Genomic DNA, 26,843 nt, shown 5'->3' with positions numbered 1-26,843 from the left:
GATCGAACATTGGATAAACAGAATAAGCACGTGTTGACGTCTCCTCCGATTTGGATGATAATGATTCTCATATTCATTCATGGTTAAAAAGGAGCTGATCTTCGTGCTTATTCAACAGAGAACCATTATTGTACAACCTGGTAATAGCGACAAAGTTGTGGAACGTTTTAGCAAGGAAGGGCCGTTGGACGGCATGGAAGGGCTTATCGATGTGACCGTTATGGTCAACAAACGGAGTAAAGAGAACGAAGAGGTCGTCGTTTTCATCCGTTGGGAGTCCGAGCAAGCGTGGAAAAACTGGGAGAAAAGCCCTGAGCATCTTGCAGGCCACCGCAATAGCAAGGGACAGGAACGTCCTGAATACGTTATTTCATCGAATGTAAGTATGTTTGAAGTAAAGAAAGTGCGGCCCGGCCAGTTCGGGAAATAATAAAGTGGTGCTGGGAGATTCCATGCACGTGCCACTGCTAAAATAGATGTAAAAAGTACAGCTAAATCAGTGGATTTCGCGACGAAAATACGTTTAACTGGATTTCCTGTAGTTAATTTCAACAATTTGCGCGCATCTAGCTTGAAAACATGAATTTACCTACATAATTTCCAGTTAAATCGTATTTTGGTGCTGAAACGGCCAGATTAGCTGTAGGTTTTCCAGTTATTTTATAGCCGCGGGGGCGCGGGGGCTAGGCTAGCGTTGGTGCTGGTGCTGGTGCTGGTGCTGGTGCTGGTGCTGGTGCTGGTGCTGGTGCTGGTTAAGTCTGCCCCGCATCCGATCACTTGAGTAGCTAGATTTGTTGATGTTTCGGGTTACGGTTTATCGATAGGTTGTGTTTGTGCTGCCCTTACTTCACGCCATGCAAAGCATCCAAAGCCGCCCGCTCATCTGCAACAAAAAAGAATTGCTTGCCATGATTGCATTCGTAGATGAAATCGCGGAGGCTTTTGCTGTTGTATTGCTCGAATTCACCGATAACGGCCATCTTTATCTGGTAGTTCGTGTATTTCTGGAGAACATCCCCGGCTAGCTTCGTTTTGAGCTCAAAGAAATCCTCTGTCACATTCCATTGGTTAATAATAAACTTGTTGCAACCCGTCAGGTAATTCACGGAAGCCATTAAGTCTAGTGCATCTTGCTCGCTGCTGATGAGAATGTCCGTGCTCTTGACGATCGCTACCTGAGAATCGCCCCTCTGATTAATCGATGTATTCATATCAGTTCTACCTCTTTCTCCCTAAGTTCGTCGACGAGGACCTCTTCGTCCCTTTTATTTAACACATTTTCCTCAAGAACAACGAATTTATCTCCATATTCTTTGATGATATGCGTTTCTCCCCAATTGCAGAGAGAATCCAAAATCGGTTTCAGGCTTGCCCCATACTCGCTTAGCGCATATTCCACTTTTGGCGGCACTTGATTGTACACGATTCGCTCCACGATCCCATCGTCTTCGAGCTCTCTGAGTTGTTGTGTCAGCATTTTCTGAGTGATTCTAGGCATCAGTCGCTTGAGGTCACTCGTTCTCCGTTTACCATGGGTCAAATGACAGAGAATGACGCATTTCCACTTCCCCCCGATCACTTCTAGCGTGGCTTCTACCGAGATGTTGTATAGCTTTTTCGCCATCTGATGATTTACCTCCATTCCCTGCTATAGGCACTAAAAAGTACCTACCGTACTTAAAAGTACGTACTGGTCAATCCGACTATTATGTCTGATAATAGCACTTACCGGCCGGGACATACAAGTTTGGAGTGATAGCTATGAAACAAGAAACCAAAGGAAATACACTTGCGCTGCTTGCCCTTGCAGTTAGCGCCTTCGCCATTGGCACAACCGAGTTTATCAGTGTCGGACTCCTTCCGCTCATTGCTGAAGACCTTCATATATCCATCACGGGCGCAGGTTTAACCGTTACTTTATATGCACTCGGGGTTACTTTAGGAGCACCCATCTTAACTTCCCTGACCTCAACCGTCTCGCGCAAAACACTGCTGCTCTGGATCATGCTCGTGTTTATCGCAGGCAATCTACTGGCTGCCACGGCAAGTGGCATCGTCATTCTACTGATCGCTCGCGTCATCTCTTCACTAGCGCACGGGATCTTCATGTCGATCGGCTCGACCATCGCCGCTGATCTCGTTCCCGAGAACCGCAGAGCCAGCGCGATTGCGCTTATGTTCTCGGGCCTAACCGTCGCCACCGTAACCGGTGTGCCGATCGGTACGTACCTCGGCCAGCAGCTGGGCTGGCGGGCGGCGTTCTTCGCCATTGTCGCGGTTGGCGTGGTGGCACTCATCGCGAACTTGATTTTGGTGTCCTCCAATTTGCGTAAAGGGACTCGGACACCGCTGGGTACACAGCTGAAGCTGGTCACCAATGGGCGACTGCTGCTCGCTTTCTCCATTACGGCTTTGGGCTACGGCGGCACATTCGTGGTATTCACTTATTTATCTCCACTGTTACATGAGATTACAGGATTTGCAGAACATACAGTAGCGTTGATATTACTCCTGTATGGGGTTGCTATTGCGATTGGCAATATCATCGGAGGCCGCGCCGCGAACCGCAACGCAAGCAAAGCTTTGCTGATCATGTTTCTTTTACAAGCGCTCGTGTTGTTTCTCTTTATGTGGACAGCGCCTTACAAAGCCGCAGGCTTAATCACCATCTTTTTCATGGGATTACTCGCATTCATGAACGTACCTGGCTTGCAAATTTATGTCGTACAGCTCGCTGAACGATTCGCCCCAGAGGCTAAAGATGTTGCATCTGCCTTCAACATTGCAGCTTTTAACGCGGGCATTGCCGGTGGAGCATTCCTCGGTGGTATCATTACCGATTCCATCGGCCTCATTCATACCACTTGGGTAGGCGGAGCGATGGTTTTCGGAGCTGTTCTCCTCACCCTCTGGAGCCGCAAGCTTGAAAAATCAGATCAAACGGAACGATTGCAACCAACTATTTTAGGAGGAATAACACAATGAATCACAACTTACAAACCACAACTACACTTCACAATGGCGTAACTATGCCTTATCTCGGTCTAGGCGTATTTAAAGTAGAGGATGGCCCCGAGGTCGTGCAAGCCGTGAAAGCAGCCCTGCACATCGGCTATCGCAGCATCGATACCGCGGCTATCTATGGCAATGAAAGCAGCGTAGGCCAAGGGATTCGCGAAGGGATGGCGGAGCAGGGTTTAACGAGAGATCAACTGTTCGTCACATCAAAAGTGTGGAATGCCGATCTAGGCTATGAGTCTACGATTGCAGCCTACGAAGCAAGCTTGGAGAAGCTAGGCTTAGATTATCTCGATCTTTACCTTATTCATTGGCCTGTTCAAGGCAAATATGTAGAGGCTTGGCGAGCACTTGAGACACTCTATCAAGAGGGCCGTGTCAAAGCGATTGGTGTGAGCAACTTCCAAATTCATCATTTGGAGGATGTGATGGGTACCTCGTCGATTAAACCAATGGTTAACCAAGTGGAGCTTCACCCCCTTCTCGCTCAGACAGATTTACATGATTTCTGCAAAACGCATGGCATCCAGTTAGAAGCCTGGTCCCCGCTCATGCAGGGTCAGCTTCTGGATAACCCTACGTTGAAGGGGATCGCTGAACGTCATGGCAAATCCATTGCCCAAGTCATTCTGCGCTGGGATTTGGAGCGTGGCATCGTCACCATTCCGAAGTCCACGAAAGAGCACCGCATTCTCGAAAATGGCTCTCTATTCGATTTCGAACTTACAAGCGAAGACATGGCAGCGATCCATGCGATGAATCAGAATCTGCGTGTTGGTCCAGATCCGGATAATTTTGATTTTTAACCCAACATGGTGATGAAACCAAAGCCCTGCCTCCTTTCTTCGGAAAGAGGGAAGGGCTTTTTGCTAGGAATAATTCCCTTTTCAATGGCAAATATTACTTCTAATTACGGTTGGGAGGAACTTCAGCGATATGAGCCATGAACCAAATGGAAAGAACGAACAAACGAATATGACCTTAACGAACCGCCAAGGCCATCCGATCACGGATAACCAGAACATCCGCACGATTGGCAATCGCGGCCCTTCGACACTTGAGAATTACCATTACATCGAGAAGATCTCCCATTTTGACCGGGAGCGGATTCCAGAGCGTGTCGTGCATGCGCGCGGTGCGGGGGCTCACGGGTATTTCGAAGCGTATGGTACGGTCGGTGACGAGCCGGTCTCAACGTATACGCGGGCTAAGCTTTTTCAGGAGAAGGGGAAGCGCACCCCTGTTTTTGTGCGGTTTTCGACCGTGGTCCACGGCACGTACTCACCAGAAACGTTACGGGATCCGCGCGGCTTCGCAACGAAATTTTATACGGAAGATGGCAACTGGGACTTAGTCGGCAATAATTTGAAAATCTTTTTCATCCGCGATCCGTTAAAATTTCCCGATATGGTGCATGCATTCAAGCCAGACCCTGTCACGAACCTCCAGAACCCGGAGAAAATGTTCGATTTCGTTTCCAATTCGCCAGAAGCGACGCATATGATCACCTTCCTCTTCTCGCCATGGGGCATTCCAGCCAACTATCGGCAAATGCAGGGGTCGGGCGTCAATACGTACAAATGGGTGAACCAGAACGGCGACGCGGTGCTTGTGAAATACCATTGGGAGCCGCTGAAGCAAGGGATGAAGAACCTGAAACAATCTGAAGCCGAGGCGATTCAAGGTAAAAATATTAGCCATGCCACGCAGGATCTATACGAAGCCATAGCGCGTGGGGATTATCCGGAGTGGGAACTGTGCGTTCAAATTCTCAGTGACGATGAACACCCTGAGCTCGATTTTGATCCCTTGGATCCGACGAAGTTGTGGGATCATGAGAAGATTCCTTTTCGCAAAGTAGGCAAAATGGTGCTGGATCGCAATCCGGAAAATTATTTTGCGGAGGTGGAGCAGGCCGCTTTCGGAACTGGCGTTCTCGTCGATGGCCTCGATTTCTCGGACGATAAGCTGCTGCAAGGTCGAACCTTCTCCTACTCGGATACCCAGCGGTATCGTGTAGGGACGAACTACCTTCAACTGCCGATCAATGCGCCGAAATCGCCTGTCGCGACGAACCAGCGGGATGGGCAGATGACGCTGATGGTGGACAAAGCTCCTGGGCAGAACCCGCATGTCAATTACGAGCCCTCGTCGCTCGGCGGATTGCAGGAAGCGGCACCTTCGGGCAAAGAGCATCAGCCGATGTACACGGATCGTTTGGTGAGGGAGAAGATCAGCCGCACGAATGATTTTGGGCAAGCGGGCGATACGTACCGCAAGTTCGAGGATTGGGAGCGCGATGAGTTGATCGCGAATTTGGTCGATGCTTTGAAGATCTGTAAGCCTGTGATACAGGCGAACATGATCCGTTATTTCGAGCAGGCCGATCCGGATTACGGACGGCGTGTGGCTGAGGGGCTCGCTCAAGCGAAGATTGAGCTGGAGCACTTGGGTTCAGCCGCCGCGCAGGCGGGGGCTGAGTTAGCCGAGACCGCTGGGCAGCGGTCGGACGGGTATTGAATTGCGGAAGGCACCCTGGATGGGTGCCTTTCTCTATTATGGGAGCGCGAGGTGGTGCAGTTCGCTGTGAGGTATGTTAGTGATGTTTTTCATCACTAACTGCGCTCCAATCCCTCTCAGCACATACAAGCAGCCCTTGTACATGCAGTGGCATAGCTCCTGCTATTGGGCCCGCTGTTCCCCCATCATTTCCTTATACCACCGCACCGTTTGCCTGATCGCTTCCTCATGCGGGGTCGTCGTTTGCGGGCCAAATGCAGCCTCAAATTTGCTGTGATCCAGGATGAAGGGATGTTCAAACTCGTAGAGAACCTCTTTGAGCTCCCTCAGCATCGGATGAAAAAGACTAATCATCGTCACCATGCCACGGGATAATGTGCTAATTTTGCTGGTGGCGCCTAGCTCATCAAAAATCAGCTCAAGCATCTCCCGGGTCGTGTGCGTCTTCGCACTTGGTATATGCCAGACTTCACCTAGCGCACGATCCTCGTGACCAAGGGTCACGAGTCCTCTAGCGAAGTCATCAATATACGTAAAGGTATGCGGGATATCCAGATTACCCAGCAGACTTACCGGCTTGCCGCTCAAGGCGAAGCCAAAGACTCGTTCTCCCAGGGAGGATTGTTTCACGCCTGGGCCATAGAAGTCCGAGGCGCGGCCAATCGCGACACGGACCTTCCCCGATTGATGCGCAAGCAGCAATTCCTCCGCCATCTGGGCGCGTGTACGTCCTTTTTTGCCAGTAGCGAGGTGCGGTAACTTCTCCGTCATGGGTTGGTTTGCTTGACCATACATATACAGATTGTCGCCATAAATAAGCTTCGCACCCGCAGCAGCTGCACCAGCCATAAGGCCTCGAGTAAGACCGGGAAATTGCGTCGGCCAGTTCGTATATCCGGGATGCGCACAGTGATAGACCACTGCCGCATCCTTGCACAGCGCAATTGCCTCAGTAAGTTGGGAAACGTCCCCTTTGGCCACTTCTACCCCTGTCGCCTCGGACACTCTGCCGCTGCGATTCACCATGCGTATGTGCTCGACCCCGCGCCGTTTTAATTCCCTCATAACCGCCATCCCTAGTGGCCCCGTTCCAACAATCACATGCACGTGTTTACTCATTCCTCATGCCCCCTCAGCTTCAATACCTTAACGATATTGTCTACCGTAACGAGAGAGTCAAGAGACATTCAGAAATTAGTTGACCTATGGAGATATCGGTACTTGAAGCTCCACGACTACATTATTGTAATCCTGAACATGATTTTCTCTACCGAATAGGTGCAGCTCGCGAACAGGACCTGTTTGTGCAAATCCATTAGCCCCGAGCCATGTAAAAAGCGCCAGAATCCCCTCCCCAACGCCCATGAAAGGCCCTTTGTAAACCAGACTTGCCACCATTGGCTCTGCTGGAATTTCATATAGCGTGATTGGGCCCGTTGGACGTAGATGAGCTAATGAATCCAAGCTAACCCCCGCTTCAATATCGAAATTCTCCTCAATAAATTCCGTCATATGATACAGCATGTACTCTTGCTGCATATGACTATCTAGTACACCGCTTCCCAGTCCCGCCTCGAGCTCTTCGAACATTTGACAGCGGTAGACGGGCATATCTAGTACGCGTGGTACGATTCGGCGAAGCCCGGCCATGTAGAGCGCTGGTACTTGCTTGATCCCAACCTCATAAGCAGGCTTCTCACCCATTCGTTCAAGTTGATGCAATCTTGACTCTATGCGAGCCATTTGTTGTGCCGCTTCCTCGATCTGATTCGCTAACTCTGCTTTCTTCTTGTACATCATCTGCTTCATATCGTCCATGGTGAGTGCTTGATCGATCATCGTCGCGATCTCATCTAACGAGAAACCAGTCTCCTTCAGCACCACGATATGATGAATCCGAGTGAGCTGTTCATATGTGTAATACCGATAGCTAGTCGCGTTGTCGATATAAGCAGGCTTGAGTAGGCCCCGCTCATCGTAATGGCGCAGAGTGCGTATGGTTACCTGTGCGATTTTGGAAAAGAGTCCGATTCTAATGAAATTCGACATCGTTATCCGCCTTTCAAATCCGTGTTCGTTTATTTCCATTATACGGATTCCACTTGGAGATTGGCGAGTAAATTACCGCTAGCCTTCCCCCATCTCTCATTTTAAGCAAATCCTCAGTGCGCCTTCAGCATTTCCTCAATTTGGCATGACATAATCACCTGTGGGCTTCCGCATACTGACAAATTGAAGCTAGAAAGGAGGCTGAGACCCGCATGAATATATCCAGTGTGACATCCTCATCAAGCACTAGCTCCTATTCCTCCCCTACTAGCTCAACGGACACAGCCGCCCTCGAAAAGCAAAAGGCCAAGCTGCAAATTGAACTAACGAAGGAACAGCAGAGCAAAGAGGATCAGAAAACAAAAGAGCGCAAAGTGCAGCTCATTCAGCAACAGATCCAACAGATTGATCAGCAGATCGCGCAGGCGCGCTCGAAATCTAACAGCAGTTCTAGCCAGCAAGACGCCGGCGCTATGGACCCTAACAAACCTAACGGGCCGAGCAACGCTGCAAGCAAGGAAATCAACACGAATCCTAACGGTACGTTGGATATTCGGATATAGACCCGTACATGAGAAAAGGGACTGTACTTTAACAAGTACGTCCCTTTTGTTATGCAGCCAACTGCAGCCGATTATTTGGCATTCTTATGAGGCGAGCAGCTTGTGCCAATACAATTCAAGACAAAACAAGAATACCTGTATTTTATACAGTTATTTGCGCCTCTAGTTCGTGTAATAGTGAATTAACTGGAAATTCTCCATCTAATTTGAAGGATTTCAGAGGATATTTGTGAAAATCAGTGATTTAACTACATATTTTCCATCTAATCGTCGATTTCGGAAGAATTCGAGGGAATTAACTGTAGATTTTCCATTTAATCGGGATGGGATATCTAGGATCGGATATTTTCCTTCTCGATATGGTCGATTTAAGCGAGGATCGCTTTCTTCGCAGACTCCAGTGCTCCAATAACCTTGTCGCACCACACGTCGAATTCTGGATCTTCCCGTTGCAATTCAGGATTGGCCAGGATATTGGCGACTGTCCGCTTCATCCCTTGATCGAATCGTGTTGTAGCCACGAAATCGGGCACAAGCCGCTTCAACTTCGCGTTGTCAAAAACAACCGAATTCGCCTTATCCCCAAGCAAGCCGCCACGGTAGTCCTGTGCGCTGCAAGCGTCTAGGAAATCAGACGCGACATGCACCGCGTGAAGCTTTACACCTAGCGCATCTGCGATCGCTTCGTAAATCTGATTCCACGTCAATGTCTCATCCGATGTGATATGAACGGATTCCCCAATCGCATGAAGATTGCCCATGAGGCCGATGAATCCTTTGGCAAAATCGCTGTTGTGCGTCATCGTCCACAAAGACGTTCCGTCGCCGTGAATAATGACGGGTTTATTCGCCAACAGGCGCTTCGCTACCTGCCAGCTCCCCTTCGTACCATGCACACCAAGCGGGATAGAACGCTCATCATACGTATGGCTCGGCCGAATAATTGTGATCGGGAAGCCTTGCTCCCGGTATTGTTTCATTAAGTACTCTTCACAGGCGATTTTATTTCTGGAGTAAGCCCATAAGGGGTTGGATAATGGCGTGCCTTCCGTGATCCGGTAATCCGATAATGGTGTCTGATAGGCGGAAGCCGAGCTGATGAAGATGAATTGCTTTGTTTTAGCTTGAAAAAGTCGATAATCCCGCTCCAGCTGGGACGGCTCGAAAGCGATAAAATCCGCAACAACATCGAACGATAATTCCGCGATCAGATTAGCCACGCGCTCCTCATCGTTAATGTCCGCTTGCAGGATGTGCGCTCCTGCTGGCAAATCCGCATTGCGCGTACCGCGATTCAACAAATATAGCTCACAGCCCGCTTCTAGCAATTGTTTCGTAATCGCCGAGCTAATGGTGCCCGTGCCGCCAATAAATAGTGCCTTCATGATTTCGCCTCCGTTATCCCCATATTCCTATATGTATTACGTCTGATTCGTCAGAACGGTATCTGTCAGCCCCTTATACTTCACATACCAGCCGTTCCACATATCCTTACGAGAGGCAATCGTTCTACCTGCCAGCAACGCCTCAATCACATCTAGGCACACGTGCCACCCAGCCAAATCTCTTGGCGTGTGCTCCGTGATTTGATGTAAATACTCACTGAACACGAGACGACATCCACCGTCTAGCTCCTTATGAAGCTCGAAACGAACATGATCCTTATCCCATGTAAAAGCCAACACCTCATCTTGGCTACACGCAAGAATGTCCATGGGAATGACTGTCCCGTCAGGCATGTTAAACTTCATCACACCGCCTTCTCGAAGCTCGCCCACCTCTAACTCGGGAAACCACTGGGTTATCTTGTCATTTTCCGTCAACCATGACCAGACTTCTTTCACATCATGCTGCCAATGACGTTCATAACGAGCCAAATATCCCCCTTGGGCAGATTGAAGATCAGCTATCATATGATGCCTCCTCTACTTTGTCCTATTAAAGTACAACCGAGTGTCCTAGCTTCATCTTACCTGTATAGGCGGGTTCAAATCAAGAAATAGCAAAAAAGCCGAGGTTAGGGCCCCGGCCATTCTGTTCATGCTCTTATGCTTTTTTCACGGACCATAGGGACTCGATTTCTTCCAGTGATCTGCCCTTCGTTTCTGGCACAACTCGCATCGTGAAGACGAACGTCACTAAGGAGAGGATGCCGAAGATCCAGAAGGTTATCGCTGGACCTGCAGAGCTAAGTAGTGGCGGGAACGTCTGTGAGACCACATAATCAGCGATCCACAGTGCCATCGAAGCGATGGCTGTTGCCTTGCCGCGAATACGATTCGGGAAAATTTCGGACATGACCACCCAAACAACAGGCCCTAAGGAGACCGCGAAGGAAGCTACATAAAGTAAGATAAAGACAAGTACTAGATTGCCTGATGTGTGCCCTGTGTGGAACGCAATACCGATCACCGCTAAGCAGATTGTCATAGAAGCGGAACCCACTAGCAACAGCATTTTCCGACCCACTTTATCAATGAGCCAGATGGCAAGAATGGTGAAGAGGAAATTAATGAGTCCGACCAAAATTGTCTGTGTCAGCGCAGCATTCGTGCCTGTGCCGGTTTGTTTGAAAATCTCAGGCGCATAGTACATCACCGCATTGATACCTGTTACTTGCTGCAGAACAGCCAAGCCGACGCCGACAATTAAGGCAAGTCGCAGCGCTGGGCTGAACAGTTGGCGAATGGAGCCATTGTCTTGTTTAAAAGATTCCTTGATCTCCATCACTTCTTTTCTAGCCAGTTCTTCCCCATGAATGCGAAGCAGAATCGGAAGTGACTCCGCTGCACGTCCTTGCTTGATCAACCATCTCGGGCTCTCGGGTACGAAGAAAAGTAGAATTAAGAATACTAGGCCAGGAAAAGCCCCGAAGCCGAACATCCAACGCCAGCCTGTCGTAACATTCCAGACCTCATCGGAATGATTCGCAATGCTGGTATTGATGAAATACACGAGAAAAATTCCCGTCACTGTAGCAAATTGGTTCAATGCGACCAAGCGGCCGCGATATTTGGCGGGTGCAATTTCCGCGTTATACAGCGGACAAAGCGTAGAGGTGATCCCGATGCCGAGTCCGCCAATGATACGTGCAATAATATACCCCGTGAATGTATCCGGGATTGCAGAGCCGATAGAGCCAATGATAAACAGCAGCGCAGCTGCAATGAGCACCCTTTTCCGACCGAATCGATCACTTAGGACACCAGATGCCGCCGCACCTACGATGCACCCAATAATTAAACTGGAAACCGCCCAACCTACCTCCACTTCACTAAGCGTAAAGCGCTCTTTCATGAAACCAACAGCACCTGATACGACGGCTGTATCGAAGCCGAATAGAAGCCCCCCGAGCGCAGCAACGATAGAGACTAGCGTGACGAATTTCATGTTTGCCTGCTGACTTGAATGATCTATTTGTACACCCACAATGATGCTCCCTTCTGACGTCTGCCGCAACTATATGCGAGTCTTTCATCTTACATTTCGTGTGAAGCGAGACTCATTATAGCATGGGCAATCAGACAGCTGGGGAACCTTTCCCTGCACTTATTTGTGGTATACCAGCATTAAAATAATTCTCCTCAGGCTCACGCCGCTTTCACGCCTCTACCTAACCTCTGACTAGCACATTCTTGTCTGGAAATAGCAAAATAGTCCTTGCACCAGCAGGAGCTATTTCGGCCTTAAAGCCCCGTGCGGTATTCCGTTGGGGTCACACCTGTCACCTTTTTGAACACGCGGCTGAAATAATTGGGATCCTTATAACCGACTAAATAGCAGACTTCCTTCAGGCTAAACTGACCCTCGCTAATGAGCTCCTTGGCCTTCTCAATGCGCAGTCGTGTCACATAGTCGATGAACGTTTCGCCGGTTTGCTGTTTGAACACCTTACTGAAGTAATGGGGATTCAGGTGGACAAGCTCCGCAACATCCTCAAGTGAGATATCCTCCTGAAGTTTCTCATGAATGTAGCTAAGCGCCCGATCCAGCACCGTCCACGTCTGGTGTTCACGCTCCTCGCGGATGCGCCGAATGGCGAGCTCCACGTAGGTACGATCCGACGCATTATCGGTGGTACGCGGATCCGCCAAGCCTCGCTGCCCTTCCGCTGGGCGTCCTTTCAACTCCTCGAAGGACCGCAGGTTGCCCCACCTTTTATCATACGTCGCAGCAAATACCGCTTCAAAGTAGGACGTTCGAATCCCCTCTATCTCGTGCCGAATCGAACCTAAGCCGATATTCACGTCAATGCCGCGTACCTGCCGCAGATGTTCTAAGAGCTTCGCACCCAGGGAAGCAGCTTCTTCCCGCAACACTTCGCTATCCAGCTGCGCACGATCCACTAGAAAAATAGCCATATGCCAATGCACCATCGAGCTGACCACACAACCGACGCGATTCTTGAGATACGCTTTCGTGAAGGTTTTCACGGTTTCGTAGATTTTCTTCTTAGCAGTGCTTATTTCTTGGTCGGTGGTATACCCAAGCTCAGGCAGCGCAAGGACTAGCCCGCACCCCTGTTCAATAGATAACTCAAGAATATCCGCTAAATACCCAGCGTCCGTTTCATTTACAGGATCGGACATAATGACCAGAGCCATTTCCGTTTCGGCCAATGGTAGCAGCTGGAAATACTTATCTCGCATCGCGAGTTCCCCATCCCGCTTCTGTCCTTCTTGCTCAATTTCGGCAACTAAGCGCTGTAGGAGCTCAACGATCTCATCCCTTTTGGCTGGTTTGACGAGATAATCCTTAACTCCTAAGGAAAGAGCCTCTCTGGCATACTCGAATTGCTCGTAGGCGGTTACTAGCACCATTTTCGTCTGAGGATGTCCCGCCTTGATTTCTCTGAGTGCTTCCAAGCCCTGAATACCCGGCATACGGATATCCATCAGGATGATGTGGGGACGGTGCTCGTCCGCCTTTTGAATCGCAGTGCGGCCATTCTCTGCATGAATGACTTCGAATGTATCTGGCATCATCCGTCCGACGATCCATTCTATGCCTTCTCTCTCTAACGCTTCATCATCGGCGATCAGTAGGCGATACATCTCCAACTTCCTTTCCTGTGGCAGGCAGCCGCAGCGCAACCTTCGTCCCTCGGCCAGGTTCACTTTGAATGTGGACGAGATCCTTTTGCCCGTAAAATAAAGCTAAACGCTTGAACACATTCCGTGTTCCTAATCCTGTGGACTGGCCGTCCTCGCGGGAAATCTGAGTTTCCCCGTCTACATCAAGCAACGCTGTACGTATCTCCTCGCTCATCCCAACCCCATTATCCGATATCTCGACAAGCGTTTCGTCGTCCCCTTGTGTAATCGTGAGCTGTATGACAGCTCCTGCCTCCATCCCCTCTATACCGTGCACGAACACATTTTCGAGGATAGGCTGCAATGTCAGCACCGGTACAGGAACGTCCAGTCCGCCCTCATCAATCTCCGTTACAAACTGAATGCGATTGCGGAACCTTGCTTGCTGAATGGTAAAATATTGTTTGGCATGCTCCACCTCATCCCTAAGCCGCACAGGCCGATCCAGCTTTCGCAAATGATAGCGGAGCAAATTCGACATGGTGACCGTCAAATCACTCGTTTGCTCAGCGCCCTCTAACAGGGCAAGCTTGGACAGCACATTCAAGGAATTAAAGAGGAAGTGCGGATTCATTTGATTTTGCAACACCTCGAGCTCCATTTCTTTCAACTGCCTATCCTTCTCCAACCCTTCCGTTTCCTTCACAATCAGCGCTTTGAGGTTCTCCTGCATATGTCCAAAAGCTCGCGCTAACACGCCAAACTCATGCTCTGCCGGCAATGAAGGGATGGGAGCATGCAGATCACCATTCGACATGTGCTGCGCCACCTGAGCCAGCTGCCCAATCGGTCTGGAGATGCCCCATGAAATGCGAAAGGCTAGCACAATACTGATCAGGGTCGTGAGGATGAAAATAACAACACCCCACTGGTTCATTCCCTCCGTCTGAATCAGAATCTGCCGATAGAGTGGCTGATAGTAGCTCAGCTCCAAATCAATCAACTGATAGCCTTCCTCTTGTATGAATGCCGCTGTCCGCTCTGCCTCTTCATAAAAGGCTGTATACGCTAGCGTATCTGTGTTGATAGCTGCTTGGATCACACCTGCTTCTTGCATCATGAAGGTGTCGATCATATGGGCGAAGCTGCGGAAAGTAAGTTCAGTCGTTGGGAGGGTCAGCTGCGAAGCTAATTTCTGCTGAAGTGTCTGAAGCCCCTCCTTCTGCCGTAAGAAGGCCACTCGGCCGTCTTCGCTTCGGTCCACTAAGTAGCCGTTCATAGCACGGAGATTGCCCTGCGTCTGCTCTGCGATTTGCTTGTATAACAATACCCGAGCCAGCATAACATTGTAGCTCCCTTGTACGGATCTGCCACTATGAAAGATAAAATAAGCCACGGCATTATTCAAAATAAACAACGCTGGCAGCACAATAAACAGCATGCGACGTATGTTCACGGGGAACTCCCACTCACGGAAGTTAGCGTCGTCGTATCCAGGATGTAGGTGCCTGTAACATGTTGTTGTGGCAACGTGTTGCCTCGAAAATGAGAAGCTAGCAGCTGTACAGCTACCGACCCGATTTCATGGGGTTGTTGCACGATAGAAGCCTTGATGGTCCCTTGGCTAATCCCCTGCCTCGTCGCTGCGATATCATCGAAGCCGAACACAAGCAGACCATCCCGATGCGCTGCTTTCGCCCCTTCCACGATGCCTGCGGCATCCAAGGAGCTGAACCCCACCATGGCCTCTATAGCGGGATGTTCCCTCAGCATGGCCTCCGTATGCTTCGCGGCCTGAATGCGGGATATATTCGATGCGCGGATATCTATAATTGCATAGTCTGGCCTGTTCGCAATAGCAGCGCGGAATCCCTCTAAACGCTGCTGCTGATTCTCCGCCTGCTCACTTCCCATAATAACGCCGATTCGCCCCTTGCCGATTGCGGCCCCAGCCACCAGCTCTCCCATCCGCCTGCCCGCTTCCCGATTATCCGTACCCACATAGGTCAATCTGCGGCTTCCTGGCTCATCCGCATCTAACGTAATCACGGGAATGCCCTGATCCATCGCTTTACTGATCAACATGTCATACTGCGGCTCCTTGATCCCTTGCACAAGAAGAGCATCTGGCTTAGCTGCAATTGACCTCTCCAACAGGTTTGTTTGTTCATCTGGGTTGATACGAATTGGACCCAGATAATCAATCTTCATACCAAGGCTCGTTGAAGCTTCGCTCGCGCCCCTCTCCACCATTCGCCAGAATGGGTTGTCCAGCTCTTGCGCGATGAGCACAACGTGTTTGAACGGCTCCTCTGCCTCGCTAGGCGGCTCCATCTGCCCAACGAGTCTGCCCATGTGCACGGTGGCTATGAGAAATTGCAGCATCACATAGCAAAAAACAAGAATTAAGCCCAACAAACCGAGCGTCCAGCTTCTTTGGCGCATAGCTTCACCTCCTAAACAGAGTGCATTCTCCCGCTAGGAGGAACGCTTTCCCGTTAGTATGAGCCCCGTGGGAGATGCACATGCAAGGTTTTCCACGTAGATGCGAGCGATAAGGGCCGATTTGTAAATGTCGGAGCATGGTTTTGGCGGTGAGTAGCAAGTTGCTGAAGGTGAATAACTGGAAAACCTCCATCTATTTTCGGCGGTAGAACCTCGAATGGATGATTAGATGGATTGTATACAGGTAATTCCTCCATATTCGGCACGTTAGCGCAAATGGCATCGATTTAACTGTAGGTTTTCCAATTAAACGCCGAAATCGGCTGAAATCAGCGGAAATAACTGTAGTTTTTCCATTAAGATGCGACGGGTGGGGTGCGGAGACTCTCAGCGAGTAGTAAGAATCCTAAGCATATAACTCAGAACTCACAGTTTCCTTAGAAGCCTTAAATCCCCAGCTATACTCAATATTCACAGACTCCTTAGAAGCCTCAGCATCCTTAGAACCCGCCCCCACCGCCCTGCCAACGCATCGAAAGACTTTCGTAAGATTTAGGAAAGAGTCCTGCATGATGTCTCTAGTAAGATAAGTGTATCAAAGTAATCGGAGGTAGCGCATATGAGCAATATGAACAAGTTGAACATACAACCCGTAGTCGAAGTACGTAATCTGACGAAGCGGATTCGACATAGGAATATCGTGGATCAGATTAGCTTTGAACTTTTCCCTGGGGAGGTATTCGGCTTCCTCGGTCCCAATGGCGCCGGCAAAACGACAACCATCCGCATGATGGTCGGCCTCATCGGCATGAGCGACGGGGATGTCGCGATTAACGGCCACAGCATTCGCACAAGCTTCCGCGAAGCGATTCGGCACGTCGGCGCGATTATCGAGAATCCCGAGCTCTACAAGCATCTCACCGGGATGCAAAATCTGAAACAATTCGCTCGCATGGTGGGAGATGTACCGCAGAGCCGTATCGACCAAATCGTGCAACTCGTCGGGCTGTCTGCCCGCATTCACGATAAGGTCAAGACCTACTCGCTCGGCATGCGCCAGCGGCTAGGCATCGCCCAGGCTCTGCTCCATAAGCCCTCCGTGCTCATCCTCGATGAGCCGACCAACGGGCTTGATCCCGCAGGCATTCGCGAAATGCGCCAGCTCGTCCGCCAGCTAGCCGCGGAAGAAGGCCTCGCGGTGATGGTGTCCTCCCATCTGCTCGCCGAGATGGAGCTCCTGTGCGACCGCTTCGGCGTCGTCATAGACGGCCGGCTGCGCACGACATTCTCGCTTGCAGATCTACAGTCCCAGACGGATACACTGACACTCGAAGAGAAATATATCAGGTTAACGGAGGTTGCCAGCTATGCTTAATTTCACCAAACTCGTGCAAAATGAAGGCATTAAGATCCTCACCAAACTCGGAACCTGGGTGATGATTGCCTTCGTTCCGATTCTAGTTATCGCAGTCGCCCTTCTCTGTAAGTATGCGAACGAAGAGGAACTTGCCGTGAACAATGTGTGGGAGTTCTTAGATCTGTGCCTTTCTGCGATCCCTAATCTCATGGATATTGTCACCTTGTTTACGATTATTGTGGCCGCGGGCATTGTAGCTTCCGAATTCTCTGGCGGAACGGTCAAATTACTGCTGATTCGCCCCTTCAGCCGCTCCACGATCTTACTATCCAAGTTTACGACCGTCCTCTTATTCGGGTTAGGCCTTACACTATTGCTGTTAGTAACCACGATGCTTACAGGTGGCATGTTCTTCGGATGGGATGGCGCTTCCGAGCTTCATGCTGGAGCTGCCTTCTCGAATGCTGCTTACTCCTGGAAAGCTATCGGTTACAGCGGCATTGAATTGATCGTCATGGTCACACTTGCTTTCATGTTCTCCTCTGTGTTTCGTGCAAGCTCCATGGCCATCGGGATTTCCTTGTTCTTCTTATTGACCAGCGGGCAGTTAGCCTACGTGCTTAAACAGTTTGAGTGGTCCAAATTTCTGATTTTCGCCAATACGAATTTGTTGAGTTATATAGATGGCAGGCCGCTTATGACCAGTATGTCTTTATCTTTTTCGTTGCTTATATTGGCGGGTTACCAGCTGTTATTCCTCGCTCTAGCTTGGTATGTGTTCGCAAAGCGTGATGTTTCGATATAAGGGGCCGTTTCATTATGAGCGGACAAAGCAGTATACTGGAAGCATATGACATAAAGGTGGAAATGACATGCCTAATCGCATTTTGCTTGTAGAAGATGACCCGGCTATTGCTGAAATGGTCCATAACCATTTAACCAAAGAGAGTCTCACCGTTAGGCATGCCCCTGATGGGGAGGCAGCGCTGCGGCTCTTTGCCGAGGAAGCTTTTGATATGATACTGCTGGATCTGATGCTGCCTGGAGTCGATGGTATGGAGGTACTGCGTAGAATACGGAGCGGAAGTACGGTGCCTATTCTCATTTTGTCCGCGAAGGATAGTGATGTTGAGAAAGCATTAGGTCTCGGCTTTGGAGCAGATGACTACTTGGCGAAGCCATTCTCCCTTATTGAGTTGTCGGCACGTGTCAAAGCGATTTTGCGACGGGTCTCCCAATACGCCAGTCCTTCTGCTGTACAGGCTGAGCAAGCCCTCTTGCGCATTCATGAGCTTACGCTTCATCCTGATGAGCATCTCGTGACCAAAAACGATACGCCACTCAACCTCACCGCGAAGGAGCTCCTTATTTTAAAACTGCTGATGTCCCATCCCAAACGCGCCTTCTCTAAGGAGCAAATCTATCGTTCAGTCTGGAATGACGCTTATTATGACGATGTAAATGCGATTCAAGTCCATATTTCCCGGCTGCGGGAGAAGATTGAAGACGATCCTGCGCACCCGCGGTATATCAAGACCGTATGGGGGATTGGTTACAAAATGGGGGATTTCTAATATGCACGTTGCGTGGCCCTGCTTGTGTATCCTATTCGGGATCGTTATCTGCCTTCAATGGAAGTTCAGAATTAACCAATCACGTCATCTCCGCTATCTGCAAACGAAACTAACCGATATTCTCGATCAGGAAACTTCCGAGAAAGTTCATCTCCATACCGATTCCACCCAGCTCCAACGCTTACTCATTGTCATAAACCGACTCCTCGATGCGAATCGCAAAGTCGAAGCCGACTATACCCGTAAGGAAAATGCGATCAAGAAAATGGTTTCCAACATGTCGCATGACTTGAAAACACCACTTACCGTAGTGCTTGGCCTGACAGAGACCCTTGCACATGATCATACTGCCAGCGACGAGGAACGGACGCGACTCTCCCGCAAAGTTCACGAAAGAACGCTCGATATCCTTAATCTGACGAACCAGTTTTTCGATCTAGCGCGTCTAGAATCAGGTGATCGCCCTATCCCTTTATCTAAAATCAATCTGAGTGAGGCTTGCCGCAACGGCATTCTATTCTACTACGAATTAATTGAGTCACAAGGTCTCGAGGTTGATGTGGCGATTCCGGAGGAGCCGATTTATGCCTACGGCAACATAGAAGCGCTCGGGCGTGTGCTGCAAAATCTGCTGTCCAACGCGATACGTTATGGATACGATGGCGGCAGGATTGGCATCACACTGCGACAAGAAGCAGACGGCGTCTATATCGACGTGTGGGATCAAGGGAAGGGCATCAACGAGCGAGATCGCCTGAATGTTTTTGAGCGGCTGTACACGCTAGAGGATTCCAGGAACCAGACCTATCAAGGCAGCGGCCTAGGTCTGACGATTACGAAGCGGTTAGTTGAACTCATGGAGGGGAGCATTTCCCTGCATAGCATTCCCAATGTGAAGACCGTGTTTACGGTCCGTTTTCCCACAATCCGCTTTTGAAAGGAACCTTATGTGATGAGTTTTATTCTACAAACGAAACAATTGTCTAAGCGGTACAAAAAGACCGAAGTTGTTTCCGGTGTCAACATGCGCGTCCGCCGTGGCGAGATCTATGGTTTCCTCGGTCCCAATGGTGCGGGCAAGACAACGGTCATGCGGATGATTACGAATCTCATCGCGCCGACTAGTGGAGAGATCGAATTGTTCGGGGCCCCACTTACCCCCCACTCTTACGAAACGATGAAACGGATGGGCAGCATTATTGAATATCCGATCTTCTATGACCATCTGACGGCACGCGCGAATCTGGAGCTGCACTGCGAATATATGGGCTACTATGATAAAAATGCTATCCGCGAAACACTAGATCTCGTTGGACTACCCGACATTGGTAATAAGCCGGTGAAGGATTTCTCGCTGGGTATGAAGCAGCGTCTAGGCATTGGCAGGGCCATCTGTACGAAGCCTGAACTGCTCATCCTCGATGAGCCTGTGAATGGCATGGATCCCTCGGGGATTCGTGAAATCCGCGATCTGTTTCGCATGTTGAGCAGGGAATTTGGCATGACCTTGCTTATTTCCAGTCATATTTTACAAGAAATTGAGCAATTGGCCGATACGATCGGTGTCATCAACCATGGCAAGCTGCTCGAAGAGGTATCCATGGAACAGGTTCGTGGAAAGCATAACGAATATACAGAGATTGTCGTGACGGATGTGCCGCGGGCTGTGCTTGTTCTGGAGGATAAGCTCGCTATCGTTAACTATAAAATTATGGACCACAACACCATACGAATCTATGATGCCCGCCTTGCACCTGTAGAGCTGAATCGCTTACTCGTGCAGCATGAGATTGGCGTCGAGGCGCTGAATAAGAAGACCCGCTCGCTCGAAGACTATTTCCTCGGGGTCATCGAAGGAGGCAACCGTGATGCTTTGGAAGCTCATTAAGCTCGAATTGAAGAAAACAAAATGGCGTGGGCTATTGCTTGGCGCCGTGATCACTAATCTCCTAGTAGCACTCTGGGTCATTGGCAGTGATGTTCCTAATAATGAAGTCAGAACCTATGACCGCGTTTTCCAAAGTATTATGAACTATTCCGGTATTACCTTCATCATTTTCGCTTCCGTCCTTATGTCCCGCATGGTCATTGATGAGTATCGGAACAAAACGATTACGCTGCTCTTCGCTTACCCCGTGCCTCGAAATATGATTTTTTTGGCCAAATTGATTATTATCGGGTCTTGGGCCTTCGCCACAGAGTTGCTCAACAATATATTCGTGGTGATCTCACTCCTGATTACGAACTCTTATTATCATTACATGACCGACACGCTGACACATGATCGGATGATCGCAGAGGTGATTCGCATGCTCATCTTCGCCTTCACCTGTGCAAGTGTGTCCTTAATCCCGCTATACTTCGGCATGTTTCGGAAGACGATGCCCGCTCTAATCGTGAGCGCATTCGTTCTCGCTAACGCTTCGATGGTGATCGTCAATAACCTCTCTGTCGAAGATGGTTATGGTGTCTTTATGCTGGCAGCCCTGGTATGCTTCACGATCGGGGTTCTTATGGCCTACGCGGGTGTGCGCAGGAGTCAGTTGTAGAGCATTGTCGCACGATTCCTGCAAAAATCAAAAGGCTGGGCCGCTGTAGAATGATCTACGTGCGGCCCAGCCTTCTATTCGTTATTAGTTAATGTGATCTGCTTTAGCTTCTACATAGCTTTCGCTACCATCTGCTTTACGTGTAGATATGTGAGAATGTGTCGCTTCCTCTACTTGCCCGAAGCCCCATGACTGCTTGGTCACATCTGGGAAAGATGGCGTCGCATTATCCAGTGTTCCACGGAAAAGCAGTTGGTTGATCAATGTGACTGCTTCAAGTCGAACAATCGGACTACTCGGTTTGAAACTGCCATCCTCATAACCGTTCACTAGCGCATTACGGAATAATCCTTCAATGGCTGCAGTAGACCAGCGTCCTTGTGCATCCGCAAAATGCGGTGTAATCGGACGTGAAACTTCCAGCTTCAAGAATCGCGTCATCACAACTGCGAGTTCTTCACGTGATACGGCTATATCTGGGCGGAATGTGCCATCATCATACCCAGTAAAAATGCCTTGTGTGGTTACAATTTGAATATAACCACTTGCCCAATGGCTTGTTGGAACATCCTTCGCTTGCGACTTCTGATTCGTTTCTCCACCATTAACTAATCGCGCAATAATAGCTGCAAGTTCTGCACGCGATAACGTTTTGCTAGGTTTGAACTGTCCATCAGGGAAGCCAAGAATAAATCTCGTGTGATCTAAGTGCTCTCCACGATTGGAGAATAGCAATAATTGTAGGGATGTTTGCGCTGTGTCAGGATCAAGCAGATCTTTATCTGCTGACTTTCCTGCAACTTTAATTTTCACCAATACTTCGGACTCTTTAATCGCTGGGTATTTCACTTGAACATTAAATACGCCTTGATCCCCAACCTTTAAATCTCCAACATTCCACACCACAATGTTGCCATTTACTACCCCGCCGGCTGCATTTGTAACGACTGTACCCTCTGGGAGTGTTAACGTAACCGTGGCGTTATTCGCTTGTGAAGTACCATCGTTCTTGTATTCTACTTTGACAAAACCTGTACTGTTCTCTTCCTGTCTGCTCTGCGTTATGGATGCATTCACAATCACATTCGGCTTGCCTGACTCAGGTTTCACATAAACACTGCCAGAGGATGTATCCGCTGGAATTGGGGTCATCGCAATATCATGACGTACGATTGTATACTCAACCGATATCGTCGGACTTGTGTAAGTCAGATAACCAGGTGCTGTTACAACCAGATAATAATCGCTTGTCGGGTATACCATGTAGGCATACTGTCCGCCATCCTTACTTGTTTGAGGATTCGCATTATCATTCGGAGCGAAGCCTGGAATCGCTGGAAGAACAACCTGTGTATTCGGTACGATATGATTGGTCACGTTTCTCGGTGTATTCGCATAGTAGAGAATAACATGAGCACCATCAATCAAGGCATGCGTTTCCGCATTAGTAATGTCTCCGTAAGGATCAATTAACTCATCCAGAATGTTCAATTCACCATCAGAGGAAACCTTCACTGTAGGCAATGTGCCCGTATTATCAAGCACATTAATAATAATTTCCTTGTCAGCACCATGATTTTCTTCATCTGGCATCATATAAACAATGGCAAGTTCGTACACCTTGTCTCTGGTCAGACCCGGGACGTTAAAGACACCCTCATTCGTTAAAGGGAATGAGCTATGACCGTCTACCGTAACGTAAGTATTCGTAACTGGATCTTTTAGCTTAATACGGATCTGATTTGCATAGTTTTGATCATTGACGTTGTTCTCATCTAACGTTTTCTTCTGTCCATTTGTTTGTTGCGTCACAAGGATACCCGTTAGTGTTTTATTGGATTCAAACACCTCACTACCATTACCCGTTACAGCACCAACATCAACTTTTTGCTTAAAGGAGAAATCCTTAGTCTCATTCCCTATTTGAACGGACTTAATAACTTCGATGTCGTACTGTACGTCACCTCTAGGAACAGCGATGCTGTAGCTGCCGTTCTCATCTGTAACAGCTTCTGCAGCGAAATCGATCGTGCCGTCACCGTTAAAATCCTTTGTCACTTTTACACGTGTACCAGGGACAATAGACCGCACGCCATCTTTCGTTGTGGCAATAATACCAGATATGGAAGCAGGTTCAAAAGTAACGATAATTTGCTCCTGCGCATAAATTTCGCGGGCTACATCGTTCGCAGTTGCTGTAACTGGAATATTCTGCGAAAGAATCCCTTCAATTTTCACTGATTGGTATTGGATTGTTGCTTTGCCATCGACATCTGTGAGCACAGTTGGCGAGCCAATAAATGTGCCAAACCCTGCCGTGAACGTCACCTCGACGCCTTGGAGCGGATTGCCATCCTTATCTGTCAGAACCGCTGAAAGCGTTGATTTCGTATGACCATCTCCAACAATGGAGCTAGGGTTTGCTTTTAGTTTAAGAATATATTTTACAAGTTCAAAATCTGCTGTAACTGTCGTTTGACCTGCAACTGTCGGAAGCGCATCAATAATTCGGTTCCGTGCTGCATAACCATCCTTCTCTACGACAACGCGATAGTGTGCGGTCGGTACATCCGTAAACTGATAGTGCCCGTTCCCATCGGTGTCAATCGGACCTTTCACTAGATGTGTGCCCGTAGGGTCATAGAGTGAAACTTTACCACCTACGATAGGCGTGTGCGTATCGCGGTCTGTGACTGTCCCAGCGATCGTTACTGCACTCACAACTTCAAACTGGTTGTTCGCCAGTTTCGCTTCCGGCTCTGCCGGTAAATCAAGACCATTCTTCTTGGAAACAAAGATTGCGTTATGGGAGCCTGAAGTTACCGTTGAAGGTAAACGATATGTGACTGCTTCCCACAACTTATAACCATCCGTATTGAAGCTCGTCGGATTCGCTAGTACGAGCGTTACTTTTTCATTGAGCGCAAAATCAAATGCAGCTTCCACCGAAGTGGCTTCTAAAGCTGTAATGGCAGACAACTTTAATGGACTATCTGGTGCCACGACCCATTTCGCTGAAGATCCTAAGAGGGTTCGCCCACCTACCCAGCCTTCGAGCAATGTGACATTCAGTGTCACGGTTGCAGGCTCAGAATCCACACGTCCATCATTCACTTTATAACTAAAACTATCGGGACCGTTATACCCCGCTGCCGGTGTATAGGTAAAACCATTCCCATCAAGTGTTAGCGTTCCATGGGCTGGCTGAGTAACGATACTATACGTTAACGGATTACTATCCGCATCATACCCTCCCAGCGTTCTGGTCAGCGCCGTACCAGCTTCAACGGAATAAGTTGCACTTGTTGCCGTTGGGGCATTGTTAGCTGGAGTTACGGTAAGTGTCACCGTTGCTGGTGCAGAGTCCACACGACCATCATTCACTTTATAACTAAAACTATCTGGACCGCTGTATCCTGCTGTCGGTGTGTAGGTATAACCGTTCCCATCGAGCGTTAGTGTTCCATGGGCTGGCTGGGTAACGACACTATACGTTAACGAGTCGCCATCCGCATCAGATCCTCCAAGCGTTCCGGTCAGCGCGGTACCAGCTTCAACGGAATAGGTTGCGCTCGTTGCCGTTGGGACCGTGTTCTCTGGGGTTACCGTCAATGTCACGGTTGCTGGTGCAGATTCCACACGACCATCATTTACCTTATAACTAAAACTATCTGGACCGCTATATCCTGCTGTTGGTGTATAAGTATAACCATTTCCCTCGAGCGTTAGTGTTCCATGGGCTGGCTGGGTAACGACACTATACGTTAATGGGTCGCCATCCGCATCATACCCTCCAAGCGTTCCTGTCAGCACATGATTAGCTTCAACAGAATACGTTGCACTCGTTGCCGTTGGGACCGTGTTAGCTCGTGTCACCGTAAGTGTCACCGTTGCTGGTGCAGAATCTACTTGACCATCATTCACTTTATAACTAAAACTATCCGGACCGCTATATCCTGCTGTCGGTGTATAAGTATAACCGTTCCCATCAAGCGTTAGCGTTCCATGGGTTGGTTGAGTAACGACACTATAAGTTAAAGAATCGCCATCTCCATCATAGCCTCCCAACGTTCCTGTCAGCACATGATTAGCTTCAACGGAATACGTTGCGCTCGTTGCCGTTGGAACCGTGTTACCTAATGTTACGGTAAGCGTCACGGTCGCAGGGTCGGAATCGAGAATTCCATCATTTGCTTTAAATGTGAAGCTGTCTGAACCTGTATAACCTGCTGTCGGTGTATAGGTGTAGCCTCCATTGGTTTGCATTACGACAGAACCATGGGCAGGTTGGGTAGCAACCGAATACGTTAATGCTTGACTCTCAGCATCCGTTGCAGTAACTGTACCGGTGACCGCGGTGTCTACTTGCGTTGCATTGTTGCTGCCCGAAGCCACCGGTTTCGTGTTGGATCGGATCGTCGAGTCCGTTGCCGTCGTTGCAGGATTGCCATAGCTATCCGTTATATCCGCATTGACGGTAATTGTACCGTAGGCGTATGTAGATAAGTCCAAAGACAACGTATAAGTACCATTGTTAGTAACTGTTGTGTAATAACCTACTTTATTTGATGAATCTTTCACTGTAAGTGTAACAGTCCTACCGTTTCCTGCTGTTGTAGAGCCAGATACTTGTACAGCTGATATTTCGCTAGGCGATAATTTGCCATCTCCGCCATCATCAATATCTACGCTAATTGTAGGGGCGGAGCTATTAATCGTCGTTTTTTCCGTTGTAAACGTTCCGCCCTTTGAACCGAAATTAATGGAGAACTGTCTGCTTGATACCGTTCCAATATTACCTATAACAACATTCATTGTACTAATGGGTGCGGTATAATTCAGAATAACTGACGCGGTATTCTCAAATTCTCTACCATCCAAAGAAGTACTAAGCCCCGTAAATCTCGTTCTGCCATCCGTACTAGCACTCACTGTTAACCCTGTTGGATTATTAACCGTGTAGCTGGCAAAACCACTTAGTTCTACAAATTCCTTTTGCGTAGCGCTATTACCATCAATATCAATTACGGTTACAAAAAAATTCTTGAGCTGAATTGCATTTCCTGTACTATGATCATAAAAATCGAACTTCAGGGTCAAACTTCCAGTTCCATTACTTGTCGTAACGTTAGGATTCAAGCGATTATTTAACACACCTGTATCTGGACTATCCAAAACGTTACTAGCTAATGTGGCTCCATTTTTTTCAGCGATCGTTACTTTCGCGTCCACCTGAATGCTACCCACTGTAATAACATTCGTGTACTGATATACGGCTCCTTGTGCACCATCTGTGCCTGATATCTTAGTTGGTGTGCCAAAATTCATTGCATTACTATTAATGTCGACCACATTGGTGGTTACTGCTGCCTCTGCAGCAGGGATGAACATCCCTGCCAGAAAAATGAGCAAAACAAATAGTATTCCCAACTTCTTATAATTTTGACTTCCATCTTTTAACACCCTTATGAACGCCCCTCTCATCTTCAATTCCAATTTATGTTAAATAGATCCATAGACCTATTATTTCCCCATATAATTAATTTTTTTGTCGAATAGTAGTTCTTTATAACTATACAATATTCTTTATCTAAATATCTAGATAAATTATTAAAACAAAGTTACTAACTTACAATAAATAAGTTATTCGATGCCAATTCATGTCCAATCTGCTCTTACGACAAGGAATTAACTACTAAATATGCACTGCATGGTGCTGAGAGATCTGCACAAAC

Annotated in this window: 21 protein-coding genes and 1 pseudogene; 11 read left to right on the top strand and 11 right to left on the bottom strand. The window is 48.6% G+C overall.

Features of this window, described 5'->3' with window-relative positions; genetic code table 11:
• The first annotated feature begins 103 nt into the window (after positions 1 to 103).
• Positions 104 to 430, top strand: a complete 327-nt coding sequence (locus tag AC58PV_RS14725; protein WP_497432974.1) for an antibiotic biosynthesis monooxygenase — start codon at positions 104 to 106, stop codon at positions 428 to 430.
• Positions 431 to 842: 412 nt separating this feature from the next.
• Here the strand turns inward: AC58PV_RS14725 and AC58PV_RS14720 are convergent, their stop codons facing one another.
• Complete coding sequence (locus AC58PV_RS14720; protein ID WP_497432973.1) at positions 843 to 1,211, bottom strand: DUF4180 domain-containing protein; 369 nt, start codon at positions 1,209 to 1,211, stop codon at positions 843 to 845.
• The gene (locus AC58PV_RS14715; protein ID WP_497432972.1) at positions 1,208 to 1,624 is read right to left on the bottom strand and encodes a winged helix-turn-helix transcriptional regulator; all 417 of its coding nucleotides are present in this window, start codon (positions 1,622 to 1,624) and stop codon (positions 1,208 to 1,210) included. Before AC58PV_RS14715 ends, AC58PV_RS14720 begins: the two co-directional genes overlap by 4 nt.
• A 137-nt stretch (positions 1,625 to 1,761) precedes the next feature.
• Here AC58PV_RS14715 and AC58PV_RS14710 point away from each other — a divergent pair, with 137 nt between their 5' ends.
• From AC58PV_RS14710 to AC58PV_RS14700, 3 genes are all read left to right on the top strand, one after another.
• On the top strand, positions 1,762 to 2,985 hold the full coding sequence (locus AC58PV_RS14710) for an MFS transporter (RefSeq protein ID WP_497432971.1): 1,224 nt from the start codon (positions 1,762 to 1,764) through the stop codon (positions 2,983 to 2,985).
• A complete protein-coding gene (locus AC58PV_RS14705) occupies positions 2,982 to 3,824 on the top strand; it encodes an aldo/keto reductase (RefSeq protein WP_497432970.1) in 843 nt (280 codons plus the stop codon). The genes AC58PV_RS14710 and AC58PV_RS14705 overlap by 4 nt, the downstream gene beginning before the upstream one ends.
• Before the next feature lie 130 nt (positions 3,825 to 3,954).
• On the top strand, positions 3,955 to 5,538 hold the full coding sequence (locus AC58PV_RS14700) for a catalase (protein ID WP_497432969.1): 1,584 nt from the start codon (positions 3,955 to 3,957) through the stop codon (positions 5,536 to 5,538).
• 162 nt (positions 5,539 to 5,700) lie between these two features.
• Here AC58PV_RS14700 and AC58PV_RS14695 read toward each other — a convergent pair whose 3' ends face one another.
• On the bottom strand, positions 5,701 to 6,657 hold the full coding sequence (locus AC58PV_RS14695) for an NAD-dependent epimerase/dehydratase family protein (protein WP_497432968.1): 957 nt from the start codon (positions 6,655 to 6,657) through the stop codon (positions 5,701 to 5,703).
• A gap of 84 nt (positions 6,658 to 6,741) precedes the next feature.
• Complete coding sequence (locus AC58PV_RS14690; protein WP_497432967.1) at positions 6,742 to 7,587, bottom strand: MerR family transcriptional regulator; 846 nt, start codon at positions 7,585 to 7,587, stop codon at positions 6,742 to 6,744.
• 212 nt (positions 7,588 to 7,799) lie between these two features.
• On the opposite strand from AC58PV_RS14690, the gene AC58PV_RS14685 reads away from it, so the two are divergent.
• Positions 7,800 to 8,150: a FlxA-like family protein gene (locus AC58PV_RS14685; protein ID WP_497432966.1), complete on the top strand. Its 351-nt coding sequence runs from the start codon at positions 7,800 to 7,802 to the stop codon at positions 8,148 to 8,150.
• Positions 8,151 to 8,518: 368 nt separating this feature from the next.
• Here AC58PV_RS14685 and AC58PV_RS14680 read toward each other — a convergent pair whose 3' ends face one another.
• The 6 genes from AC58PV_RS14680 to AC58PV_RS14655 all read right to left on the bottom strand — a co-directional run bounded on the left by AC58PV_RS14680 (position 8,519) and on the right by AC58PV_RS14655 (position 15,628).
• On the bottom strand, positions 8,519 to 9,535 hold the full coding sequence (locus tag AC58PV_RS14680; protein WP_497432965.1) for an SDR family oxidoreductase: 1,017 nt from the start codon (positions 9,533 to 9,535) through the stop codon (positions 8,519 to 8,521).
• A 36-nt stretch (positions 9,536 to 9,571) separates the two neighbouring features.
• On the bottom strand, positions 9,572 to 10,063 hold the full coding sequence (locus tag AC58PV_RS14675) for an SRPBCC family protein (protein ID WP_497432964.1): 492 nt from the start codon (positions 10,061 to 10,063) through the stop codon (positions 9,572 to 9,574).
• A gap of 133 nt (positions 10,064 to 10,196) precedes the next feature.
• Positions 10,197 to 11,540, bottom strand: a complete 1,344-nt coding sequence (locus tag AC58PV_RS14670; RefSeq protein WP_497433109.1) for a sugar porter family MFS transporter — start codon at positions 11,538 to 11,540, stop codon at positions 10,197 to 10,199.
• Positions 11,541 to 11,836: 296 nt separating this feature from the next.
• Positions 11,837 to 13,204, bottom strand: coding sequence for a response regulator transcription factor (locus AC58PV_RS14665; RefSeq protein WP_497432963.1), 1,368 nt, complete (start codon positions 13,202 to 13,204; stop codon positions 11,837 to 11,839).
• Entirely contained in the window at positions 13,179 to 14,639 is a 1,461-nt protein-coding gene (locus AC58PV_RS14660; protein ID WP_497432962.1) for a sensor histidine kinase, read from the bottom strand. The genes AC58PV_RS14665 and AC58PV_RS14660 overlap by 26 nt, the downstream gene beginning before the upstream one ends.
• The gene (locus AC58PV_RS14655; RefSeq protein WP_497432961.1) at positions 14,636 to 15,628 is read right to left on the bottom strand and encodes a substrate-binding domain-containing protein; all 993 of its coding nucleotides are present in this window, start codon (positions 15,626 to 15,628) and stop codon (positions 14,636 to 14,638) included. Before AC58PV_RS14655 ends, AC58PV_RS14660 begins: the two co-directional genes overlap by 4 nt.
• 643 nt (positions 15,629 to 16,271) lie before the next feature.
• Here AC58PV_RS14655 and AC58PV_RS14650 point away from each other — a divergent pair.
• The 6 genes and pseudogenes from AC58PV_RS14650 to AC58PV_RS14625 form a co-directional block, all read left to right on the top strand.
• Positions 16,272 to 16,952 (top strand): annotated as a pseudogene (locus AC58PV_RS14650) (ABC transporter ATP-binding protein); the annotation flags it as partial.
• 43 nt (positions 16,953 to 16,995) lie between these two features.
• Entirely contained in the window at positions 16,996 to 17,790 is a 795-nt protein-coding gene (locus AC58PV_RS14645) for a DUF2705 family protein (protein WP_497432960.1), read from the top strand.
• Between the two features lie 67 nt (positions 17,791 to 17,857).
• Positions 17,858 to 18,559, top strand: a complete 702-nt coding sequence (locus AC58PV_RS14640; protein WP_497432959.1) for a response regulator transcription factor — start codon at positions 17,858 to 17,860, stop codon at positions 18,557 to 18,559.
• A gap of 1 nt (position 18,560) precedes the next feature.
• The gene (locus tag AC58PV_RS14635; RefSeq protein WP_497432958.1) at positions 18,561 to 19,496 is read left to right on the top strand and encodes a sensor histidine kinase; all 936 of its coding nucleotides are present in this window, start codon (positions 18,561 to 18,563) and stop codon (positions 19,494 to 19,496) included.
• Positions 19,497 to 19,511: 15 nt separating this feature from the next.
• Entirely contained in the window at positions 19,512 to 20,447 is a 936-nt protein-coding gene (locus tag AC58PV_RS14630; protein WP_497432957.1) for an ABC transporter ATP-binding protein, read from the top strand.
• Positions 20,428 to 21,108, top strand: a complete 681-nt coding sequence (locus AC58PV_RS14625; protein ID WP_497432956.1) for an ABC transporter permease — start codon at positions 20,428 to 20,430, stop codon at positions 21,106 to 21,108. Before AC58PV_RS14630 ends, AC58PV_RS14625 begins: the two co-directional genes overlap by 20 nt.
• 84 nt (positions 21,109 to 21,192) lie before the next feature.
• On the opposite strand, the gene AC58PV_RS14620 is transcribed toward AC58PV_RS14625, so the two are convergent.
• Entirely contained in the window at positions 21,193 to 26,571 is a 5,379-nt protein-coding gene (locus tag AC58PV_RS14620) for an Ig-like domain-containing protein (RefSeq protein WP_497432955.1), read from the bottom strand.
• Positions 26,572 to 26,843: the final 272 nt, after the last annotated feature.

The sequence above is a fragment of the Paenibacillus sp. J22FR83 genome (assembly GCF_059691955.1).
The sequence above is the reverse complement of the archived record's forward strand: the minus strand, read 5'-3'. Positions and strand labels throughout refer to the sequence as shown.

What these genes read in the sequence shown, in the direction of transcription:
- AC58PV_RS14720 (WP_497432973.1), bottom strand. Translation starts at nt 1,211, where the DNA reads ATGAATACATCGATTAATCAGAGGGGCGATTCTCAGGTAGCGATCGTC.
- AC58PV_RS14715 (WP_497432972.1), bottom strand. Translation starts at nt 1,624, where the DNA reads ATGGCGAAAAAGCTATACAACATCTCGGTAGAAGCCACGCTAGAAGTG.
- AC58PV_RS14710 (WP_497432971.1), top strand. Translation starts at nt 1,762, where the DNA reads ATGAAACAAGAAACCAAAGGAAATACACTTGCGCTGCTTGCCCTTGCA.
- AC58PV_RS14705 (WP_497432970.1), top strand. Translation starts at nt 2,982, where the DNA reads ATGAATCACAACTTACAAACCACAACTACACTTCACAATGGCGTAACT.
- AC58PV_RS14700 (WP_497432969.1), top strand. Translation starts at nt 3,955, where the DNA reads ATGAGCCATGAACCAAATGGAAAGAACGAACAAACGAATATGACCTTA.
- AC58PV_RS14695 (WP_497432968.1), bottom strand. Translation starts at nt 6,657, where the DNA reads ATGAGTAAACACGTGCATGTGATTGTTGGAACGGGGCCACTAGGGATG.
- AC58PV_RS14690 (WP_497432967.1), bottom strand. Translation starts at nt 7,587, where the DNA reads ATGTCGAATTTCATTAGAATCGGACTCTTTTCCAAAATCGCACAGGTA.
- AC58PV_RS14685 (WP_497432966.1), top strand. Translation starts at nt 7,800, where the DNA reads ATGAATATATCCAGTGTGACATCCTCATCAAGCACTAGCTCCTATTCC.
- AC58PV_RS14680 (WP_497432965.1), bottom strand. Translation starts at nt 9,535, where the DNA reads ATGAAGGCACTATTTATTGGCGGCACGGGCACCATTAGCTCGGCGATT.
- AC58PV_RS14675 (WP_497432964.1), bottom strand. Translation starts at nt 10,063, where the DNA reads ATGATAGCTGATCTTCAATCTGCCCAAGGGGGATATTTGGCTCGTTAT.
- AC58PV_RS14670 (WP_497433109.1), bottom strand. Translation starts at nt 11,540, where the DNA reads ATGAAATTCGTCACGCTAGTCTCTATCGTTGCTGCGCTCGGGGGGCTT.
- AC58PV_RS14665 (WP_497432963.1), bottom strand. Translation starts at nt 13,204, where the DNA reads ATGTATCGCCTACTGATCGCCGATGATGAAGCGTTAGAGAGAGAAGGC.
- AC58PV_RS14655 (WP_497432961.1), bottom strand. Translation starts at nt 15,628, where the DNA reads ATGCGCCAAAGAAGCTGGACGCTCGGTTTGTTGGGCTTAATTCTTGTT.
- AC58PV_RS14645 (WP_497432960.1), top strand. Translation starts at nt 16,996, where the DNA reads ATGCTTAATTTCACCAAACTCGTGCAAAATGAAGGCATTAAGATCCTC.
- AC58PV_RS14640 (WP_497432959.1), top strand. Translation starts at nt 17,858, where the DNA reads ATGCCTAATCGCATTTTGCTTGTAGAAGATGACCCGGCTATTGCTGAA.
- AC58PV_RS14635 (WP_497432958.1), top strand. Translation starts at nt 18,561, where the DNA reads ATGCACGTTGCGTGGCCCTGCTTGTGTATCCTATTCGGGATCGTTATC.
- AC58PV_RS14630 (WP_497432957.1), top strand. Translation starts at nt 19,512, where the DNA reads ATGAGTTTTATTCTACAAACGAAACAATTGTCTAAGCGGTACAAAAAG.
- AC58PV_RS14625 (WP_497432956.1), top strand. Translation starts at nt 20,428, where the DNA reads ATGCTTTGGAAGCTCATTAAGCTCGAATTGAAGAAAACAAAATGGCGT.